The organism is Mesorhizobium sp. M1006 (assembly GCF_040318825.1).
Lineage (GTDB): Bacteria > Pseudomonadota > Alphaproteobacteria > Rhizobiales > Rhizobiaceae > Mesorhizobium.
In genome coordinates this window covers 12,827-33,336 of sequence record NZ_JAMYMZ010000046.1, presented here as the reverse complement: position 1 = coordinate 33,336, position 20,510 = coordinate 12,827, and the positions used below count along the sequence as shown (strand labels likewise).

General features: G+C 62.0%; 21 protein-coding genes. 8 read left to right on the top strand and 13 right to left on the bottom strand.

The annotated features are described in order from the left end of the window. Positions 1-122 precede the first annotated feature (122 nt). Both purL and NKH60_RS28365 read left to right on the top strand, forming a co-directional pair. A complete protein-coding gene (gene purL, locus NKH60_RS28370; RefSeq protein ID WP_352874206.1) occupies positions 123-2,360 on the top strand; it encodes a phosphoribosylformylglycinamidine synthase subunit PurL in 2,238 nt (745 codons plus the stop codon). A gap of 85 nt (positions 2,361-2,445) precedes the next feature. Further along, positions 2,446-2,679 (top strand): BolA/IbaG family iron-sulfur metabolism protein, encoded by a 234-nt coding sequence (locus NKH60_RS28365; protein WP_023674714.1) that lies wholly within the window; start codon positions 2,446-2,448, stop codon positions 2,677-2,679. A 12-nt stretch (positions 2,680-2,691) separates the two neighbouring features. On the opposite strand, the gene NKH60_RS28360 is transcribed toward NKH60_RS28365, so the two are convergent. Further along, positions 2,692-3,498, bottom strand: a complete 807-nt coding sequence (locus NKH60_RS28360) for a phosphodiester glycosidase family protein (protein WP_352874205.1) — start codon at positions 3,496-3,498, stop codon at positions 2,692-2,694. A 163-nt stretch (positions 3,499-3,661) separates the two neighbouring features. On the opposite strand from NKH60_RS28360, the gene grxD reads away from it, so the two are divergent. After that, positions 3,662-3,997, top strand: a complete 336-nt coding sequence (grxD, locus tag NKH60_RS28355; RefSeq protein WP_023674712.1) for a Grx4 family monothiol glutaredoxin — start codon at positions 3,662-3,664, stop codon at positions 3,995-3,997. Between the two features lie 207 nt (positions 3,998-4,204). Further along, positions 4,205-5,404 (top strand): multidrug effflux MFS transporter, encoded by a 1,200-nt coding sequence (locus NKH60_RS28350; RefSeq protein WP_502893744.1) that lies wholly within the window; start codon positions 4,205-4,207, stop codon positions 5,402-5,404. A gap of 18 nt (positions 5,405-5,422) precedes the next feature. On the opposite strand, the gene NKH60_RS28345 is transcribed toward NKH60_RS28350, so the two are convergent. From NKH60_RS28345 to rpsD, 4 genes are all read right to left on the bottom strand, one after another. Beyond that, on the bottom strand, positions 5,423-5,830 hold the full coding sequence (locus NKH60_RS28345; protein ID WP_352874204.1) for a UCP034077 family protein: 408 nt from the start codon (positions 5,828-5,830) through the stop codon (positions 5,423-5,425). A 49-nt stretch (positions 5,831-5,879) separates the two neighbouring features. Continuing rightward, on the bottom strand, positions 5,880-6,707 hold the full coding sequence (locus NKH60_RS28340) for an inositol monophosphatase family protein (RefSeq protein WP_352772761.1): 828 nt from the start codon (positions 6,705-6,707) through the stop codon (positions 5,880-5,882). Then, complete coding sequence (ttcA, locus tag NKH60_RS28335) at positions 6,697-7,584, bottom strand: tRNA 2-thiocytidine(32) synthetase TtcA (RefSeq protein WP_352819658.1); 888 nt, start codon at positions 7,582-7,584, stop codon at positions 6,697-6,699. Before ttcA ends, NKH60_RS28340 begins: the two co-directional genes overlap by 11 nt. A gap of 154 nt (positions 7,585-7,738) precedes the next feature. Continuing rightward, a complete protein-coding gene (gene rpsD / locus NKH60_RS28330; RefSeq protein ID WP_023717376.1) occupies positions 7,739-8,356 on the bottom strand; it encodes a 30S ribosomal protein S4 in 618 nt (205 codons plus the stop codon). Between the two features lie 380 nt (positions 8,357-8,736). On the opposite strand from rpsD, the gene NKH60_RS28325 reads away from it, so the two are divergent. Continuing rightward, complete coding sequence (locus NKH60_RS28325) at positions 8,737-8,949, top strand: hypothetical protein (RefSeq protein WP_023674706.1); 213 nt, start codon at positions 8,737-8,739, stop codon at positions 8,947-8,949. Between the two features lie 90 nt (positions 8,950-9,039). Here NKH60_RS28325 and NKH60_RS28320 read toward each other — a convergent pair whose 3' ends face one another. The 5 genes from NKH60_RS28320 to NKH60_RS28300 all read right to left on the bottom strand — a co-directional run bounded on the left by NKH60_RS28320 (position 9,040) and on the right by NKH60_RS28300 (position 12,743). Continuing rightward, positions 9,040-9,228: a DUF3008 family protein gene (locus tag NKH60_RS28320; RefSeq protein WP_023674705.1), complete on the bottom strand. Its 189-nt coding sequence runs from the start codon at positions 9,226-9,228 to the stop codon at positions 9,040-9,042. Between the two features lie 76 nt (positions 9,229-9,304). Next, the gene (murI, locus tag NKH60_RS28315) at positions 9,305-10,117 is read right to left on the bottom strand and encodes a glutamate racemase (RefSeq protein ID WP_352745689.1); all 813 of its coding nucleotides are present in this window, start codon (positions 10,115-10,117) and stop codon (positions 9,305-9,307) included. Positions 10,118-10,256: 139 nt separating this feature from the next. Continuing rightward, entirely contained in the window at positions 10,257-10,901 is a 645-nt protein-coding gene (locus NKH60_RS28310) for a DUF805 domain-containing protein (protein ID WP_352836321.1), read from the bottom strand. A gap of 106 nt (positions 10,902-11,007) precedes the next feature. Further along, positions 11,008-11,760: a hypothetical protein gene (locus NKH60_RS28305; RefSeq protein WP_352745694.1), complete on the bottom strand. Its 753-nt coding sequence runs from the start codon at positions 11,758-11,760 to the stop codon at positions 11,008-11,010. 116 nt (positions 11,761-11,876) lie between these two features. Next, positions 11,877-12,743, bottom strand: coding sequence for an RNA methyltransferase (locus NKH60_RS28300; protein WP_352874203.1), 867 nt, complete (start codon positions 12,741-12,743; stop codon positions 11,877-11,879). A 206-nt stretch (positions 12,744-12,949) separates the two neighbouring features. On the opposite strand from NKH60_RS28300, the gene NKH60_RS28295 reads away from it, so the two are divergent. From NKH60_RS28295 to NKH60_RS28285, 3 genes are read left to right on the top strand one after another with little or no spacing between them, the layout of a single operon-like run. Then, a complete protein-coding gene (locus tag NKH60_RS28295) occupies positions 12,950-14,161 on the top strand; it encodes an NADP-dependent isocitrate dehydrogenase (protein WP_352449387.1) in 1,212 nt (403 codons plus the stop codon). Between the two features lie 11 nt (positions 14,162-14,172). Then, a complete protein-coding gene (locus tag NKH60_RS28290; protein ID WP_352614106.1) occupies positions 14,173-14,793 on the top strand; it encodes a glutathione S-transferase family protein in 621 nt (206 codons plus the stop codon). 15 nt (positions 14,794-14,808) lie between these two features. Continuing rightward, complete coding sequence (locus tag NKH60_RS28285; protein ID WP_352819650.1) at positions 14,809-15,390, top strand: demethoxyubiquinone hydroxylase family protein; 582 nt, start codon at positions 14,809-14,811, stop codon at positions 15,388-15,390. Between the two features lie 134 nt (positions 15,391-15,524). On the opposite strand, the gene NKH60_RS28280 is transcribed toward NKH60_RS28285, so the two are convergent. The 3 genes from NKH60_RS28280 to recA form a co-directional block, all read right to left on the bottom strand. Next, the gene (locus tag NKH60_RS28280; protein ID WP_352772780.1) at positions 15,525-16,319 is read right to left on the bottom strand and encodes a PhzF family phenazine biosynthesis protein; all 795 of its coding nucleotides are present in this window, start codon (positions 16,317-16,319) and stop codon (positions 15,525-15,527) included. A gap of 64 nt (positions 16,320-16,383) precedes the next feature. Further along, positions 16,384-19,050: an alanine--tRNA ligase gene (alaS, locus tag NKH60_RS28275; RefSeq protein WP_352851220.1), complete on the bottom strand. Its 2,667-nt coding sequence runs from the start codon at positions 19,048-19,050 to the stop codon at positions 16,384-16,386. Between the two features lie 259 nt (positions 19,051-19,309). Further along, entirely contained in the window at positions 19,310-20,407 is a 1,098-nt protein-coding gene (recA, locus tag NKH60_RS28270) for a recombinase RecA (protein WP_023674696.1), read from the bottom strand. Between the last annotated feature and the right edge of the window lie 103 nt (positions 20,408-20,510).

The window sequence follows — 20,510 nt, the reverse complement described above, 5'->3', positions numbered from 1 at the left end:
GCGATCTTTCGCTACTTGCGGTCAGCTGTTGCTTTCCGTCGTTTTAGTCATCCAACGGGGTGTATCGGCTGCAAAGCTTGCGATAAGACGGGACTCGATCCCAAGGACACAAATTGCCGATCATGACCATTTCCAATTCCGTGCCGATCACTCCGGAACTCATTGCCGCGCACGGGCTGAAGCCCGACGAGTACCAGCGCATTCTCGACCTCGTCGGGCGCGAGCCGAGCTTTACCGAACTCGGTATTTTTTCCGCGATGTGGAACGAGCATTGTTCCTACAAATCCTCGAAGAAGTGGCTGCGCACGCTGCCGACCACCGGGCCGCAAGTCATCCAGGGCCCGGGCGAGAATGCCGGCGTGGTCGACATCGGCGACGGCGACTGCGTCGTCTTCAAGATGGAGAGCCATAACCACCCCTCCTATATCGAGCCATATCAGGGAGCGGCGACCGGCGTCGGCGGCATCCTGCGCGATGTCTTCACCATGGGCGCGCGGCCGATCGCGGCGATGAACGCGCTGCGTTTCGGCGCGCCGGACCATCCCAAAACCAGGCATCTCGTTGCCGGCGTCGTTTCCGGCGTCGGTGGTTATGGAAATTCCTTCGGCGTGCCGACGGTCGGCGGCGAGGTCAATTTCGACGCCCGCTACAATGGCAACATCCTGGTCAATGCCTTTGCGGCGGGGCTTGCCAAGACTGATGCGATCTTCCTGTCGGAAGCCAAGGGTGTTGGCCTGCCGGTGGTCTATCTCGGCGCCAAGACCGGGCGCGACGGTGTCGGCGGCGCCACCATGGCCTCGGCCGAGTTCGACGACAAGATCGACGAGAAGCGGCCCACCGTGCAGGTTGGCGATCCGTTCACCGAAAAATGCCTGCTCGAAGCCTGCCTCGAACTGATGGCGTCCGGCGCCGTTATCGCCATCCAGGACATGGGTGCCGCCGGCCTCACCTGCTCGGCAGTCGAAATGGGCGCCAAGGGCGACCTCGGCATCGAGCTCGATCTCGACAAGGTGCCGGTGCGTGAAGAGCGCATGAGCGCCTATGAGATGATGCTTTCGGAGAGCCAAGAGCGCATGCTAATGGTGCTGCGCCCCGAAAAGGAAAAACAGGCCGAGGCGATCTTCCACAAATGGGGCCTCGACTTTGCCATCGTCGGCAAGACCACCGACGATCTGCGCTTTCGCGTGCTGCATCAGGGCGACGAGGTTGCCAATCTGCCGATCAAGGATCTCGGCGACCAGGCGCCGGAATATGACCGTCCCTGGGTCGAGCCGAAGAAGCCGGCGCCGCTGGCCGGCGATGCACCGCAAGCCGACGTGGCCGAGGCACTGCTCAAGCTGCTGGGCGGACCAGACCTGTCCTCGCGCCGCTGGGTGTGGGAGCAGTACGACACGCTGATCCAAGGTAATTCGCTGCAGCTTCCCGGCGGCGACGCCGGTGTCGTGCGCGTCGACGGCCACCCGACCAAGGCGCTCGCCTTCTCCTCCGACGTGACGCCGCGCTATTGCGAAGCCGACCCTTACGAGGGCGGCAAGCAGGCGGTTGCCGAATGCTGGCGCAATCTTACCGCCACCGGTGCTCTGCCGCTCGCGGCCACCGACAACCTCAATTTCGGTAATCCGGAACGGCCGGAGATCATGGGTCAGTTGGTCGGCGCGGTGAAAGGTATTGGCGATGCCTGCAGGGCGCTTGGCTTCCCGATCGTCTCCGGCAACGTCTCCCTCTACAATGAGACCAACGGCCAAGGCATCCTGCCGACACCGACCATTGGCGGCGTCGGTCTGATTGCCGACTGGTCGAAAATGGTGCGCATCGGCTTTGCCGCCGAAGGCCAGATGATCGTGCTGGTCGGCGCGCCGACGATATGGGGCTCGCATCTTGGCCAGTCGGTCTATATGCGCGACATCTTTGGCCGCGCCGACGGCCCGCCGCCGCCGGTCGATCTCGGCCACGAGAAGCGGGTCGGCGACCATGTGCGGGCACTGATCGCCTCCGGTGTCGTTACCGCGGCGCATGACGTTTCCGATGGCGGCATCGCGGTAGCGCTGGCCGAGATGGCGATGGCCTCCGGCATCGGCGCGACCATCCCCGGCCTGATCGGCACAGATCCAATCCCCGTCTGGTTCGGCGAGGACCAGGGCCGCTATCTCTTGACGCTGTCGATCGACCCGCAGAGCGAGCAATGGGACGCCATTCGCGAACAACAAAACAAGCTCGGCGTTTTTGCGCCGTGGATCGGCTCGACCGGCGGCAGCGACCTGAAGCTGGGCGAGGCGCGTGCGATACCGGTCAGCGAATTGACCGCCGCCCACGAATCCTGGTTCCCTCGCTTCATGGCAAATGAGGTCGTGGACCCGTGATGTGATCGAGTGGGCTCTTTCCCTGTGGTTCATCCGCCATTTCGACCATATCTATGAGATCACGACCTGAACAAGGAATCCTCATATGGCAATGGACGCCCACGACATCGAACGGCTGATCAAGGAAGGCATTCCCGACGCCAAGGTGACGATTCGCGACCTGGCCGGCGACGGCGACCATTATGCGGCTGAGGTTGTGGCCGAAAGCTTTCGCGGGAAAAGCCGGGTCCAGCAGCACCAGATGGTCTATGACGCGCTGAAGGGCAATATGGGCGGCGTGTTGCACGCGCTTGCCCTGCAGACCAGCGTGCCGGACTGAGCTCTCTTGCAGTTACCGGCTCGCAAGCTTCTTACCGGTCACGGCGATGATCGGCCCGACCGGATAGCTTCCACCCACAATCATCCGCTCGCCGTTCGACAGCGCCGAAACGACCCCGTCGAAGAAAAGCGCGTTGGGACAATTGAGCGCATCTCGAAACAGTCGCGCGAAGCTGCCGAGGCTGACCTCAGAGCGCGAGATCGCCAGCACGACAGTGTTTTCGTCACGCACGCCGATGCCATTGCGGATATAGCGCGATGTGCCGTTTTGCTCGAAGCGGGGATGAAGCCGGCCGTCGATCACCAGCATCGGGCCGGATTGCGTGGCAAACATCACGTCCAGTCTGGTCGCAGCATAGGCGCTTGTCTCCATGACCGCCGCCTTGCCGTCCTTCCGGACCAGGAAGACGCCATTCGGTTTCAGGAAGAAATTCCCTTCGCTGTCGGCGACGTTGATCGGCGCCTTCTCCCGGCCGTCTTCGACGAGAAGGCCGACCGGAGTCAGGTCTTGGTGATACATGCCGGCGTTCATGGCGAGCAGCACCGGCCGGCCATGATCCGCCATCGCCTTGTCGAATTTGTCCAGTGAACCGAAAGCCTTGCCGTCAAGGCCTGCGTGGAACACACCGATGTCATAGTGGCGCAGATCGATTTCGCAGACGACATAGGCGACCGCCTCGAAGCTCGCGTCGCGGCACGGCGCCGGTAATTCACCGCCGACGACGAGAGATGGCTGTCTCGGCGACCTGGCCCACCAGATCAAGGACAGTGCGGCGAACAGAACGGCGAGGAGGAACCCGGCGAGATATCGTCTTCTCATCGCGCCTCGGGAAAGATGGTGGCCAACGCTCTTGGCCCAAGATCAGACGTTCCTTTGCGCCATTTGCATGGCAAGGCGGCAAACATCTTGTTTCGCGCAACCCATGGGTTTATTTGAAGGGTAATGTTCGAGCCTGACTCCCACAGGCATGAAAGGGTATTCCATGAGCGGCATCAACGACTACATCGACAATGAAGTGAAGGGCAACGACGTCGTTCTCTTCATGAAGGGCACGCCCGGCTTCCCGCAATGCGGATTTTCCGGCCAGGTCGTGCAGATCCTCGACTATATCGGCGCCGACTATAAGGGCGTCGACGTGCTGACGTCGGCCGAACTGCGGCAAGGCATCAAGGACTATTCCAACTGGCCGACCATCCCGCAGCTCTACGTCAAGGGCGAGTTCGTCGGCGGCTGCGACATCATCCGCGAGATGTTCCAGGCGGGCGAATTGCAGACCTTCCTCGTCGAAAAGGGCGTCAGCGTCAAAGGCGCCGCCTGACTTCTGTTTCTGCGTATGACCTTCCGCCTGCGATTTTCGGGGGTCATGCGCTAAGCGCCGGGGCAGCCCCCACCTTGGCAAAAAGTTCTGCCCGCTATCGGGCAATCAACGAATGGATGCGTCGGCCAGCCGGCGCATTTTCGTTTGAGGATCGGACTGGCCTTGGATCAGCAAGCACAAGCGCAGCAAAAGGCAAGCACCTTGCCCATTCCGCGCTGGGAATTCATTGCGCTGTGCGCGGCGCTGATGGCGCTCAATTCGCTGGCAATCGACATTATTTTGCCGGCGCTGCAGCAGATCGGCGCTTCGCTTGGCATCGAAAATGAAAACCACCGGCAATATGTTGTCACCGCCTATATCCTTGGCTTTGGCGGCGGACAGCTGTTCTTCGGGCCGATCTCGGACCGCTTCGGGCGCCGCGCGCCGCTTGTCGCAGGGCTGGTGATCTACGTCCTGGCGGCCGGCGCTGCGGCAATCGCCCCGTCATTCGCCACGCTTCTGCTATGCCGGGCGGTGCAAGGCATCGGCGCGGCGGCGACGCGCGTCATTGCCGTCTCGATCGTGCGCGATACGTTCGACGGAAGGCGCATGGCCGAAGTCATGTCCTTGATCTTCATGGTGTTCATGGCCATTCCGGTGGTGGCGCCCGGTATCGGCCAGTTCATCATGCTGTTTGCGACCTGGCATGTGATCTTCGTCACCATGGCAGCCGGCGCGCTGATCGTGTCCGCCTGGTCGCTGCTGCGCCTGCCCGAGACACTACACCCCGAATATCGCCGGCCGCTGACGCTGTCCTCCATCATCGGCGGCTTCCGCATCGTTCTCACCAACCGCATCGCGCTCTGCTATGCCTTCGCCAGCACCTTCATCTTCGGCGCCATGTTCGGCTTCATCGCCTCGGCCCAGCAGATCTATGTCAGCGTGTTCAATGTCGGCGAGATGTTCCCCGTCATCTTCGCGGGGGTTGCCGGCGTACTTGCTTTTTCGAACTACCTCAACTCGCGCCTCGTCGGCCGCATCGGCATGCGCCGTCTGTCGCAAAGCGCGTTGCTGCTGTTTCTGGCCATCAGCCTTGCCTGGCTGGTCGTTTCCATCGAAATAAAGATGCCGCTCTGGCTCTTCATTACCTTCTTTGCCTGCGCCATGGTCCCGTTCGGCGCGCTCGGCGCGAACTTCAACGCGCTCGCCATGGAGCCGCTGGGGCACCTGGCCGGCACTGCGTCGTCGATCCTTGGGTTCATGCAGACATTTCTTGGCGGCATTCTCGGTACGCTGATCGGCCAAGCCTTCAACGGCACGGTGACGCCGCTGGCCGCCGGGTTCTGCAGCGTGTCGGTGGCGGCGCTGCTGATGATCCTGCTGGCCGAGCGCGGCAGACTGTTCCAGCCGCATAACCCGCCGGTTTAATGCACATTGCGCGTGCGCCTAGGATGCACCCTCACTGACCGCGGTGAAGCGGGGGAACAGCGTACGTCCTCCGATTGCTCCACCCATACTGTCCGAAACGGGCAGTGGAAGAGCCTTGTCGAGCGCCTCGAGGACGGAAGCCACGAAGGCCCGATTGAGCGGACCATCGTCCCCTAGATGGGAGTAAGTGGCGCGCGGCTTGCCGATAAGCGTGCCGTTTCGGCGAATTGAGAACTGCAGCGTCAGGGTCATGCCCGCGGTTCCGGGCGGCGGCTTCCAACAGGCGAAGATCGCGGAGAACATCTCGTCTATGGTGTCGACGGAGTCGGGACTGCGACATGCGCGTTCCCCAGCGCTTGCTTCATTGACACCGGCAACCAAGGCAAGGGCAAAGGCGGTTGCAACAATTGCGGACCGAGGTTTCATTCGAGGTCTCCGGTTTCGCACAGGATTGGACAACTTTGGCAGCGAAGAGTTATTCCGCCCAGAGCTCGCGGCGCAGCTCCCGCCAGCTCTCCCGGTCCGGCGCGACCAGCAGGCCACCTCCGACATGCGACGGCAGATAGGCGCTGCCGTCGAAGCGCGCGGCATGGCCGCCCGCCTCCGCATGGATCAGCACGCCAGGCAGGTGATCCCAGGGCATCAGCTTGTTGTAGACGACGAAATGGCCGTGGCCGCTGGCCAGCAGGCGGTATTCGTGGGCGGCGCAGCGATAATTGAACTGCGATAGCGACTTGGTCTGGTTGCGCGCCAAACGTGAGCGGTCCGGCTCGGGCACGTAGTGCCATGAGACCGCACCGGTCATTTCCGACATCGGCGCCGGTTTGGCGACATGGACCTTTTCCAGATTGCCATGGGCATGGCGGATATGGCTGCCGGCGCCACTAACGCCGATCAGCCAATCCTTGCCGACGGGATCGTGGATGATGCCGGCGACCGTCTCGCCCTTGATCACGACGCCAAGCATGACGCCGAAAAGCGGCACGCCGGAGGCGAAGTTGAAGGTGCCGTCGACCGGGTCGATGACGAAGGCGAGTTCGGCATCGCCGAGACCGTCGAGCAGCGTCGGGTCGTCTGAGCAGGCCTCCTCGCCGACGATCATTGCGTGGGGATAACGCTGGCGCAGCCTGGCGGTGATGAGCCGTTCGGCATTGACGTCGGCCTCGGTGACGAGATCGGCGGCCGAGGTCTTGCGACGGACGTCGCCCTCGCTCAACCGGCGAAAGCGCGGCATGATCTCGGCGACGGCGGCTTCCGACAGAAGGTCGGCAAGCCAGTCGATCGCGCTATCGTCAAATGTCATCGGGACGCCTGGTGGTGAGGGTTTCGTTGAGGGCGGCGAAATCGAACAGTTTCCTGTCGAGCAGATGCGAACGCCGCACATTGGTCATGGCGCGGATCATCGTGTCCTTGCGGCCGGGCATGCGCTTCTCGATGTCGTCGAGCATCGCCTTCATGGCGTTGCGCTGCAGGCCTTCCTGGCTACCGCACAGATCACACGGAATGATCGGGAATTTCATGGCGCCGGCGAATTTCTCGAGATCGGCTTCCGCACAATAGGCGAGCGGCCGCAGCACCATGACATCGCCTTCGTCGTTGAGCAGCTTCGGCGGCATGGCGGCGAGGCGTCCGCCATGGAACAGGTTCATGAAAAAGGTTTCCAGTATGTCCTCGCGGTGATGACCGAGCACCAGCGCCGAGCAGCCCTCCTCGCGGGCAATGCGATAGAGATGGCCGCGCCGCAGCCGCGAGCACAGCGAGCAATAGGTGCTGCCCTCGGCCAGCTTGTCGGTGACCACCGAATAGGTGTCCTGATATTCGATGCGATGCGGAATGGCATAGCTGTCGAGATAATCGGGCAATATGTGCTTGGGAAAGTTCGGCTGGCCCTGGTCGAGATTGCAGGCCAACAGCTCGACCGGCAGCAGCCCGCGCCATTTGAGATCAAGCAGCACGGCGAGCAGGCCGTAGGAATCCTTGCCGCCCGACAGAGCGACCAGCCAACGGTCGCCGGGCCTCACCATGGCGAAATCGTCGATCGCCTGGCGGGCAAGCCGCAACAGCCGCTTGCGCAGCTTATTGAACTCGACGGAGGACGGCACATCGGCAAACAGCGGATGAAAGCCGCCTTCGGTATCGGCGACCGGTTCGAGTGTTTCGGCGTCTGGCAGCATATTCATGGCGCGTCGGCCCCAAGATCCTGTTGCCGCCCGCAGTAGCGCATCGGACCGAAAACCGAAATCGATTTCGGAATCACGCCGCGGAAAAGGAAACGAAAAAAGAAAAGGCCGCCTCGACGGGCGGCCTTCGATTGTATCGCGACGAACGCGCCGATCAGCGCGAATAGAATTCGACGACCAGGTTCGGTTCCATCTGCACGGCAAACGGAACGTCCGCCAGGCCGGGGATGCGCGTGAATGCCGCGGTCATCTTATTGTGATCGGCCTCGATGTAATCGGGCACGTCGCGCTCGGCCAGCCCCACCGATTCCAGCACGATGACCAGCTGCTTCGACTTCTCGCGCACTTCGATGACGTCGCCTGGCTTGCAGCGGTACGAGCCGATGTTGACGCGCTTGCCGTTGACGTTGACGTGGCCGTGATTGACGAACTGGCGCGCCGCAAAGATGGTCGGCACGAACTTGGCGCGGTAGACGACCGCGTCGAGGCGCGATTCGAGCAGGCCGATCAGGTTCTCCGAGGTGTCGCCCTTGCGGCGGTCCGCCTCTTCATAGACCTTGCGGAACTGCTTTTCCGAAACGTCGCCATAGTGGCCCTTCAGCTTCTGCTTGGCGCGCAGCTGCAGGCCGAAATCGGAAAGCTTGCCCTTGCGGCGCTGGCCATGCTGGCCGGGGCCGTATTCACGCTTGTTGACCGGGGACTTCGGGCGGCCCCAGATGTTTTCGCCAAGACGGCGGTCGATCTTGTACTTCGCGGATTCGCGCTTGCTCATCGCATTCCCTTTCAAAACAACACACCCGGAACCTCATGGTCCGGGTGAAGGAAACGCGCCCTCCTCTGGCCTCCGTTTTCGAGACCTGACAGGGTTTTCCACGCAACGCGACGGAAAACCCACGGGACACGTCATTTCAAGCAAGACATAAGGAAAGTAAAACCGGCTTCCCAAACGTCTTGCACACATAAAGAAAACCACCGGGCATTGCGGCCCGGTGTTGGTGGGCTGGTTAAACGGAGATTTAACCGCTGTCAAGCTTCCGGCTGGCGCGAATCGCCGAACCGGATAGTGTTACGGTTGTAGAACGTGCCGGATGTGGCGGGAGGTTGCGCCAGCGGCATCAGGAAGGGACTGAAGTCAGAGGAGCTGGAATTCGCATGAAGAAGTTCTTCCTTACGTTGGTAGGAGCCGCGGTGATGGCCGGCACGATGGCGGTCGCGCCCGAGCCGGCGCAGGCCCGGCATTGGCATGGGCACAGGCATCACCAGGTCTGCCGCATCGTGGTCAAGAAGAAGGTGGTGTGGCGCCACGGTCATCGCAAGGTGATCCGCTACAAAGTGCGGCGCTGCGGGTGGGGCTGGAACTGGTAATTTTCGTCCTCGCCCGTTGAGACTTCATGGCCCGCGGCTCAGCCGCGGGCCTTTTATTGACCGGCATCCGCCGTCAGAATGGCCAGTCGATCAGTGTTTCGACTTCTTTTCCGGCAGGCCCTTGCGCTTGGTCTCGGCGAATTCCTCGAGCTGTTTTTCGCTCATGGATTTATACATTCCCTTCGACGCGCCTTTGAGCGCGCCCTTCTTGGTCTCGCCGCGCTTGGCTGACAATGCCGCGCCGGCCGCTTTCTGCTGGGCTTTTGAGGTGGCTGGCATGATGGTTTCTCCCGTTTCCAATGAGAGGAAAACGCATTGTCCGGTGTGATGTTCCCAAAGCGAAAATTGCCTGCGATCAGGATATCGCCAGGCCAAATCCCTGCATCAGCCGGCGCGTCGGAAAATCGGCGCTGTTCGAGGTGAAGAATGCAAGGTCGGCGCCTTCCGGCAGTGCCTCTCTGCGATAGCGGGCCTCGGTATCGGCAAGCAGCGACAGCGCCCGGCGTGCGATCGCCTCGGCCGGGTCGAGCCAGTCGACCGGCCACGGTGCTGTCTTGCGCATGCGGTTGGCCAAAAACGGATAATGGGTGCAGGCAAGCACGACGATGTCGGTGCGCAGCCCGTCATGCTCGACGAAGCACGGCGCGATCTCGGCGCGCACGGCGTCCTCGTCGACAAAGCCATCGCGCATATAGGCTTCGGCCAATCCCGCCAGCCTGTCGCTGCCGACCAGGCGGACATGGCATTTCTGCGCCCATTTGCTGATCAGGTCGCGCGTGTACTGGCGCTTGACGGTGCCGGGCGTAGCCAGCACCGAAACCAGGCCTGAGCGCGTGCGTTCCGCCGCCGGCTTGATGGCCGGCACGGTGCCGACGAAAGGGTGGCCGGGAAACCTCTCGCGCAAGGCATCGATGACCAGTGTCGAGGCGGTGTTGCAGGCGATGACCGAGATAGCCGGCGAAAACCGGTCGAGCAGCCTGGCGAACAACTCCAGGATATGTGTTCTCAGCGCCGGCTCCTCCCAGCCGCCGAAGGGGAACGCCGCGTCGTCGGCGACATAGATGAAGCGGCGATCAGGCATCAAGACACGCGCCTCACGCAGCACGGTGAGGCCGCCAATGCCGGAATCGAACATCAGGATCGGACGGGCGCTCGATGGATCGGTCATTGTCATTGAGTCACTAAGGGCTGGGAATCACAAACGAGATCACGAGGGAGGCCCGGCCGATGCTTTCTGCTTCGGCCAATGATGCTTTATCCCGGCCGCTTCTATGTGGAACCATCATGGCCTTGATGCGGCGAGCCGGTCACACAAGGCCGCGCTTGCCGAAGCCGCCGGGCCGCGGCCGGCCGTTCGCCGGAGATGCAGGTTGAGATGCAGCGTGGTTCGACGGCACCGGCGCGGCCCGCGTGGCGTAGGCTGGAGCCAGGGCCGTCGCGCCGGCGGCTGACGCTGAATGGAGCGCGGCGGCGCCGCGCAGCGGCCCGGGCGGGTCGAAATCGTCGAAACTCAGGGATGACGCCATATCCGCAGAGCCACCGCCCGCCGGCTTGCCCGCCAAGATGACGGCCCACAGCCCGACAAGAGCCAATCCCAGCAGGTTAAGGCCGGAATGCGAATCTTCGCCGTCGAATTTTACGACAAGAACAGTGCCGGCCTGCAGGATCGCGAACAGCGTCGAGAACACGATATACGACCAAAGGATCCAACCCGACCCTTGCGCGTCGCGGCTTCGACGCCAGGCGAAATTCGCGCGGAACAGAACAATCACCAGCGAGGTAACGAGAACAGCCGCGGCCAGCCCTTCCCTGGAAGGTCCGGGCTTCGAATTGGCCAAACCCTCGATGCCGATGGTCAGCACGACGCACAGCACAAAGGTCACGATTTCCGCAACCAGCAAGGCCGCAGAATAGAAGAAAAAGCGAAGACGCCCGATATTTGAATTGAACATCCGAGGACCCATCGTTCGCCGGACAATGGATCATATCGAATAACATTCGGTTACTGGTGAGGTGGCGGGATTCGAAGCTTAGGGCCGTTGACAAAGTCGGCTTTGTTCACTGAAGCCCAAATGCTACCCGCTTCAAAACGTCGTTCACCTGAAGCCTAAAATCGACGGTGTAGAAGGTCGATTGAACGACTGCGCCTTCTTTGATCTCTAAAATGCTGTCTCGACTGAATGTGCATCCCGTTGCGTCCAGAAGGCTTGATACCGCAGCTATCGCACCGACGGTTTTTTCATCTAGGCGATAGAGTGCCGGATATATCGGGGCGCACTTGTTCCCAGCATTCTCAACTAAGCGCCATTCCGTGTCGAAGAAATACGTCGCACGTGCCTTCGCATCAGATCGCGTGCCACCATGCTCATCGCCCCATCTTGAATGCAAACCGTTGGCCCAGTCGTCTATTGAAATCAGGTTCGAGGTATTTGACTCGACTCCGTATACTATCGAGTAGACGTGGCTGCCGGTTAGCGGCGACGTCAACGCAAACCTATATCTGAATATCAGGTTCTGCTCTTTCTCTTCGTGAGATATTGAGATGGTCTGCAAATATGCAGAGCGAGCCTCCAGTGAAAGTGACATGTCCTTGCGGTTGTTGAGCGCTCGTTTCTTTTCCGAACGCTCCCAATCGGGATAGCGTGACCTGATAACTTCCTCCAGTTCTTGTCTAGGCATTCCGACGCGGAGCACGGAATTGGGTAACAATCTTTCAATGGCTTGCTGTGCGGGAAGTGTGCTCGATGGCTTTTCAAATTCCGACGCCGCAGACATTTCAGATAACAGACAGAATAAGACAAACGCGGGCAAGATAGCTCTGGGCACGATCTCTCTCACTGATTAAGGGCGTCGCCAGCAGAAGAAGCACACCCGCCTTGGCAGTCAATGGCAATTGCTTTTTATGCGCTCCCGTTGGGAACAAACACCTAGTCTTTGTCTGTCGCCTTACCAGCGCGCCGGGCCGCCGCCGGGAGCCGCCTTGGATCGTCGCCGGGCGATCCGTCGCCGCGCGGCATGGCCGGCGAGAACCTGTCCAGCGATGATATTATGCCGCGCAGCACCTTGAGCTCCGCCTCGGCAAAGCCGGGGCGGGTCAGCACAGCGCGCAAATTGTCGACCATCTTCGGCTTCTTCGCTGCCGGGCGGAAATAGCCGCGCGCCTCCAGTGCACCTTCCAGATACGCAAACAGGCCGTGCAATTCTTCCTTGGCAGCCGGCGGCATTTCGGGGCCGGAGAAGTTGGTCCTGGTCTCGTCTTCCAGGCCGGACTTCATCCATTCATAGGACATCAGCAGGGCCGCCTGGGCAATGTTGAGCGAGGAGAAGGCTGGATCGACGGGGAAGGTGACGATCTCGTCGGCAAGGCCGACCTCGTCATTATAGAGGCCGAAGCGCTCGCGGCCGAACAGGATGCCGGTGCGCTGGCCGGCCCGCTGCCGCGCGCGCATTGCCCTGCCCGCCTCGACCGGACCGCGCACCGGCTTGAAATTGTCGCGCGCGCGCGCCGTGGTGGCGAAGACGAAGTTCAAATCGGCAACCGCCGAAGCGAGGTCATCGAACACCTTGACGGCATCGATGACGTGGTCGGCGCGGCTTGCGGCGGCACGCGCCTTCTCGCTCGGCCAGCCGTCGCGCGGATTGACGAGCCGCAGCTCGGAAAGGCCGAAATTGGCCATGGCGCGCGCAACCATGCCGATATTCTCGCCGAGCTGCGGCTCGACCAGGATGATCGCCGGACCGGACGCTGGAGTTCCGGAGGCAAGAGGGGTGGCGGGATCCTGGGTAGCGGCCATGGTTGTCAGTGAACTGCTGTTTGCGGCATTTCGCAGTCCCCTGCCACATTTGGCGGCGAAAATGAAGCTTTCGCAAGGAATGCCGGCACTACGGCGCGGTTCGCCGTTTGCGCGGCCAAAAAGCCTTTGATATACGGGCCGCATCCCAGGGCCGGCAGCCGTGCGGGCAAGGCCGTTCCGTTCCCCAAAAGCGAGGCATTCTTTCCATGGCGAAGATCAAGGTGGCGAACCCGGTCGTCGAACTCGACGGCGACGAGATGACCCGCATCATCTGGCAGTTCATCAAGGACAAGCTGATCCACCCTTATCTCGACCTCAAGCTCGAATATTACGACCTCGGCATCGAGCACCGCGACGCCACCAACGACCAGGTGACCATCGATTCGGCCAATGCCATCAAGAAATACGGCGTCGGCGTGAAATGCGCGACGATCACGCCCGACGAGCAGCGCGTCGAGGAATTCAAGCTGAAGAAGATGTGGAAGTCGCCGAACGGCACCATCCGCAACATCCTCGGCGGCACCATCTTTCGCGAGCCGATCATCATGAAGAACGTGCCGCGGCTGGTGCCCGGCTGGACCAAGCCGATCATCGTCGGCCGCCACGCCTTCGGCGACCAGTACCGCGCCACCGACTTCCGCTTCCCCGGCAAGGGCAAGCTGACGATCAAATTCGTCGGCGAGGACGGCCAGGTGATCGAGCACGACGTCTTCGACGCACCCGGCGCCGGCGTCGCCATGGCCATGTACAATCTCGACGAATCGATCCGCGAATTCGCCCGCGCCTCCCTGAACTACGGCCTGCTGCGTAATTACCCCGTCTACCTCTCGACCAAGAACACCATCCTCAAAGCCTATGACGGCCGCTTCAAGGACATCTTCCAGGAGGTCTACGAGGCGGAGTTCGAAACAGAATTCAAAGCTAAGAAGCTCTGGTACGAGCACCGGCTGATCGACGACATGGTGGCCTCGAGCCTGAAATGGTCGGGTGGCTATGTCTGGGCCTGCAAGAATTATGACGGCGACGTGCAGTCCGACACGGTGGCGCAAGGCTTCGGCTCGCTCGGCCTGATGACCTCGGTGCTGATGACGCCGGACGGCAAGACCGTCGAGGCGGAAGCCGCGCACGGCACCGTCACCCGCCACTATCGCCAGCACCAGAAGGGCGAGGAGACCTCGACCAATTCGATCGCCTCGATCTTTGCCTGGACGCGCGGCCTCGCGCACCGCGCCAAGCTCGACGACAATGCCGAACTGAGGCGCTTTGCCGAGACGCTGGAAAGGGTCTGCATCCAGACGGTCGAGTCCGGCTTCATGACCAAGGACCTGTCGCTGCTGATCGGCCCCGACCAGCCATGGCTTTCGACCACTGGCTTCCTCGATAAGATCGACGAGAATTTGCAGAAAGCGATGGCCTGAGCCCAACCGGCATGGGCAAGCCCGTCGTCTACGGCGCGGATTACAGCGTCTATGTGCGCATCGTGCGGCTGGTGCTGGAGGAAAAGGGCGTCGGCTACGAGCTCGTGCCCGTCGACATCTTTGCCGCGGACGGCATTCCCGGCTGGTATTTCGAGCACCAGCCGTTCGGCCGCATCCCGGCCTTCGAACATGACGGCTTTCGCCTCTACGAGACCGGCGCGATTGCCCGTTATGTCGACGAAGCCTTTGGCGGCCCGGCGCTGCAACCGGTCGAAGCCCGGCCTCGAGCACGCATGAACCAGATCACCGGCCTGCTCGACGCCTATGCCTACAGGACCATGGTCTGGGATGTCGCGGTCGAGCGGCTGGAAACAACGCCGCCCGACGAAGCCGTGATCGCCAACGGGTTGCGGCAGGCAAGAACGGCATTGCAGGCGCTCTCCTCGCTGAAAGCTGAAGGGCCTTGGCTGTTGGGAACGGACCTGACGCTGGCCGACCTGCACGCCGCACCGATCATCGGCTATTTCGTCAAGGTCGCCGAGGGACAAGCCCTGCTGGCCGAGTTTGCCGAGATCCAGAATTGGTGGACCCGCATTGCGGCGCGTGCGAGCGTTGCCGGCAGGCTGACTTAACTCTCGAGCGCATTCATGGCCAAGCTCTCTCACCAGGACGCACTGACGGTGGCCAGAATAGTCAGAGTCAACCACGCCGGCGAGTACGGCGCGATCAGAATCTATTCGGCACAGATTCTTGTCGCGAAGCGTTTCTGGCCGGACTGCGTGCCGTCTTTGTCGGAGATGCTTGGGCACGAGCGCACCCATTGCGCGTGTTTCCATGCAGCCATGCCACTGCGAAATTCCCGACCGTGTCGCGTGATGCAATTCTGGAGCTGGGGCGGCTGGCTGCTGGGTTTCCTCACTGCCCTGCTCGGCCCGCAAGGCGTCTGGGCCTGCACCGCAGCTGTCGAAGCGGCGGTGCACCGCCATCTCGATGATCAGCTGTTCTTTCTCACCGGACGCGATCACGAGTTGCACGGCATCATCCTGTCCATCCGCGAAGAAGAGCTTGCCCATCTCCGTCACGCCGAAGAGCAGCTGACCTCGCCTGGACCGTTGCTGAACCGCCTGCGCGCAGCGATCTCCGTTACCACCGACTGCCTGATTTGGCTGTCGACCTGGGGGGACTCGACGCGAATGACGCGTGCCCTGAAGGCATCAAGGCATCTCTGATGAGCGCTATGCCGTTCTAGCGCCGCCTCTTTGGGGCCACTGCCCTGCGCCATCGGGCCGCCGCCCGGCCCTAACGCCATACCGTGATCTGGACACCTGGCTCAGGCGAAGCAGCCACCGAATTGGCAAGCCGCTCAATCGGGAAGGTAGATCTCCGCCTTCATGAAGGTCTTCGCACGGCCTGTGATCAGCACGCGATCTCCGGCCAGTTCGCATAGCAAATGCCCGCCGCGCTGCGAGCATTGGAATGCCGACAGATGCGTCTTGCCGAGTTTTTCAGACCAGTAAGGCACCAGCGTCGCATGAATGGAGCCGGTTACCGGATCCTCGGGAATGCCCGCCCCAGGCACGAAGTAACGGGAGACGAAATCGTGGGCTCGCCCAGGCGCGGTAATAACCAGGCCGAGAGGATGAAAACGTCCGATCCTGAGCAGATCGGGAACGAAAGATCGCACGGTTGTCTCGTCGGCAAGCTCGACAAACAGGTTCTCGAAATTGCGGAAGCTCGCAACCGGCCGCTGAGGCAATATCGCTTGCAGCGCCGAGTTCAGCTCTTCCTCGACGGGCTGCGGCGGAAAACAAGGCAGATCGAGCTGATAGCCCCCTTCCCACCGGGAAACCCGCAGCTCGCCGACCCGGGTGGCGAAGGCCATTTCGCCCTGACCATTGTATTCCGTAGCCAGCACATGGGCGGCCGCAAGAGTGGCGTGGCCGCAGAAGTCGACTTCGTGGACCGGCGTGAACCAGCGCAAATCCCAACCTTTGCCATTCGGCCGCACAAACGCGGTTTCAGCAAGATTGTTTTCGTTGGCGATGGCCTGCATTACCTGCTCCGACAGCCATTCCTCTAAAAGGAGAACGGCGGCAGGGTTACCCTGGAAGGCCCGTTCGGCAAAGGCATCGACCTGATACATCGTCAGCGTCGGCATATCGGCCCTCAAAGATATCCGCTGGGCGACGCGCCATTTCGGCCGTGCCGCCCCCGGTGCAGGTTCACGCCGCTTCGAGAGCCGCCTTCACCGCAGCGATCGCGTCTTCGGCCTTCGAGGCGTCCGGGCCGCCGGCCTGAGCCATATCGGGTCGCCCGCCGCCGCCCTGCCCGCCCAATGCCGCGGACGCGACGCGCACCAGATCGATGGCGCTGAAGCGGCCGGTCAGATCATCGGTGACGGCGACGACGACGCTTGCCTTGTTGTCCTCGCCGGCGCCGACAAAGACGACGATGCCGGAGCCGAGCGACTTCTTGCCGGCATCGGCCAACGGCTTAAGATCCTTTGGCGAGACGCCCGATACCGCCTTGCCGAGAAAACCGACACCGGCAATGGTTTCGTTTTCCGCCGGCACACCGGCTGGCGAGCGATCGCCCAGCGCCAGCTTCTTGCGCGCCTCTGTCAGCTCCTTTTCGAGCTTCTTGCGTTCGTCGAGCAGCGCCTCGACGCGGGCCGGCACATCGGCCGGCGAAATCTTCAGCGCGGCGGCGGCCGCCTTCAGCCGCTTGTCCTGTTCGTCGAGATGCTTTCTGGCCGCCTCGCCGGTCAACGCCTCGATGCGGCGAACGCCGGCAGCGACCGCGCTGTCGGACAGGATGCGCACCAAGCCGATATCGCCGGTCGCCCTGACATGCGTGCCGCCGCATAGCTCGACCGAATAAGGCCGGTTGGCCTTGGCGCCATGCAAGCCCGTGCCCATCGAAACGACGCGCACTTCATCGCCATATTTCTCGCCAAACAGCGCCATGGCGCCTTCGGCAATGGCGTCGTCGACAGACATCAGCCGCGTGGTTACAGGGCCGTTCTGAACGACGATCTCGTTTGCCATGCGCTCGACCTCTTCGAGCTCGTCAGGCGAGATCGGCTTGTTGTGGGAGATGTCGAAGCGCAGACGCTCGGGCGCGACCAGCGAGCCCTTCTGCGCCACATGGGTACCCAGCACCTCGCGCAGCGCCTCATGGATCAGATGCGTGGCGGAATGGTTCGCGCGCAGCCTGGTGCGCCGCGCGTGGTCCACCTTCAGCTCGACGGTCGCGCCCGTCTTGACCGTGCCGGTAGCCACCTTGCCGAGATGGACGAAAAGCCCATCGGCCTTCTTCTGGGTATCGGATATTTCGATCGAGAACCCGTCGCCCGAAATGACGCCGGTGTCGCCCATCTGGCCACCGGACTCGCCATAGAACGGCGTCTGGTTGACAACCACGGCAACGGCGTCACCCTTGCCGGCGCTGTCGACGGTTTTGCCGTCCCTGACCAGCGCCTGGACGAGGCCTTCGGCCTGCTCGGTCTCATAACCCAGGAATTCGGTGGCGCCGGTCTCCTCACGCACCGCGAACCATATCGTCTCGGTTGCGGCCTCACCGGAACCAGCCCAGCTTTTGCGCGCCTCCGCCTTCTGCCGCTCCATCGCCTCGGTGAAGCCGGCAAGGTTGACCGAGATGTTGCGCTGGCGCAGCGCATCCTGCGTCAGATCGAGCGGAAAGCCATAGGTGTCGTAGAGCTTGAACGCTGTCTCGCCATCCAGCATGTCGCCGGAGGCCAGCGTTTCCGTCGCCTCGGAAAGCAAGCCCAAGCCGCGCACCAGCGTCTTGCGGAAACGAGTTTCCTCAAGCTTCAGCGTTTCGGTGATCATCTGTTCGCCGCGCACCAGTTCCGGGTAGGCTTGGCCCATCTCGCGGACCAGCGCCGGCACCAGGCGCCACATCAGCGGATCGTGGGCGCCGAGCAACTGCGCGTGGCGCATGGCGCGGCGCATGATGCGACGAAGCACGTAGCCGCGGCCTTCGTTGGACGGCAGCACGCCGTCGGCGACCAGGAAGCAGGACGAACGCAAATGGTCGGCGATGACGCGGAACGATGCGGCGGTGCCCGCATCCGGACCTTTGCCAAGCGCCGAAGACGCAGCGTCGATCAGGTGGCGGAACAGGTCGGTTTCGAAGACGCTTTCAACCCCTTGCAGGATAGATGCCATGCGCTCGAGACCCATGCCTGTGTCGATCGACGGACGCGGCAGGTCGACGCGCTCGTCCTTCGTCACCTGTTCATACTGCATGAACACCAGGTTCCAGAATTCGAGGAAACGGTCGCCATCCTCCTCGGGGCTGCCGGGAGGGCCGCCCCAGATATGCTCGCCACGGTCGATGAATATCTCCGAACACGGCCCGCAAGGCCCGGTGTCACCCATCGCCCAGAAATTGTCCGAAGTCGCGATGCGGATGATGCGATCGTCCGAAAGGCCGGCGATCTTCTTCCAGTACGAAGCCGCCTCGTCGTCGGTGTGGTAGACGGTGACCAGCAGCTTGTCCTTCTTCAGCCCGAACTCCCTGGTGATCAGGTTCCAGGCAAGCTCTATGGCCCGCTCCTTGAAATAGTCGCCGAAGGAGAAATTGCCGAGCATCTCGAAGAAGGTCAGGTGGCGCGCAGTGTAGCCGACATTGTCGAGGTCGTTGTGCTTGCCGCCGGCGCGAACACTCTTCTGGGCGGTCGTGGCGCGCGAATACGGCCGCTTCTCCAGACCGGTGAAAACGTTCTTGAACTGCACCATGCCGGCATTGGTGAACATCAGCGTCGGGTCGTTGCGCGGCACCAGCGGGCTTGACGCGACGACCTCGTGACCTTCCTTGCGAAAATAGTCGAGAAATGCCGACCGGATCTCGTTGACGCCACTCATGAATACTGCCTTTTCGAGAGAACCGCCGGCTGCCGGCGGAAAATAGACATGGCCTTTTAGCGGTCGCACCGCAGCCTGTCCAGAAACACCAAATGGGCTCAAATCCCGGCTTTCACCAGCGCCTTGAAATGCGTCTGCCTCGCCGTCAAACGCGAACCGCCGGCCCTGGGCCGGCGGTTCGAAACGCATCGATTACGCAAACTCACAATCAAAACATCAAATCGAAACCTGGCTGAGGCTCAGCGAGGCGTCGCTTGCCCTACATCACCCCAGCGTCGTCCTCGAAACCGTCGTCGCTGCTTTCGGAGCCGCCGTTCTCAAGGAATTTCTCAGCGATCAGCCCGGCATTCTGCCGTAGCGCCAGCTCGATCTCGCGCGCCGTGTCGGGATTGTCGCGCAGGAACAGTTTTGCGTTTTCGCGGCCCTGGCCAAGACGCTGCGAATTGTAGGAGAACCAGGCGCCCGACTTTTCGACCACGCCCGCCTTGACGCCGAGATCGACCAGCTCGCCGGTCTTGGAGACGCCCTCGCCATACATGATGTCGAACTCGACCACCTTGAAGGGCGGCGCCAGCTTGTTCTTGACGACCTTGACGCGGGTCTGGTTGCCGACGACCTCGTCGCGATCCTTGACCGAGCCGATGCGGCGGATGTCGAGGCGGACCGAGGCATAGAATTTCAACGCATTGCCGCCGGTCGTCGTCTCGGGCGAACCGAACATGACGCCGATCTTCATGCGGATCTGGTTGATGAAGATGACCATGGTGTTGGAGCGCGAGATCGAGGCGGTCAGCTTGCGCAGTGCCTGGCTCATCAGGCGGGCCTGCAGGCCGGGCAGCGAATCGCCCATCTCGCCTTCGATTTCCGCTCGCGGCGTCAGCGCCGCCACCGAATCGACCACCAGCACGTCGATGGCGCCGGAGCGCACCAGCGTGTCGCAGATCTCCAGCGCCTGCTCGCCGGTATCGGGCTGCGAGATCAGCAGGTTTTCGAGATCGACGCCGAGCTTGCGGGCATAGACCGGGTCGAGCGCGTGCTCGGCATCGACGAAGGCGCAGATGCCGCCCTTCTTCTGGGCTTCGGCCACCGTGTGCAGCGCCAGCGTCGTCTTGCCCGAGCTTTCCGGCCCGTAGATCTCGACGATGCGGCCGCGTGGCAGGCCGCCGACGCCAAGCGCGATGTCCAGCCCAAGCGAGCCGGTCGGCACCGTTTCGATCTCGACGACCTGCTCGTTCGCGCCGAGCCGCATGATCGAGCCCTTGCCGAAGGCACGCTCGATTTGCGACAGCGCCGCATCCAGAGCCTTTGATTTGTCCACCGCTTTGTCCTCTACAAGCCGCAAAGAATTCTGAGCCATGATACATCACCCCGTGGTCGTCAATGGAGGCCGGACAATCCCGCAATCCTTAAAAGAATGTACCTCATTTGTTCTCATTTGTCAATGAGCACCAAGGGTTTGA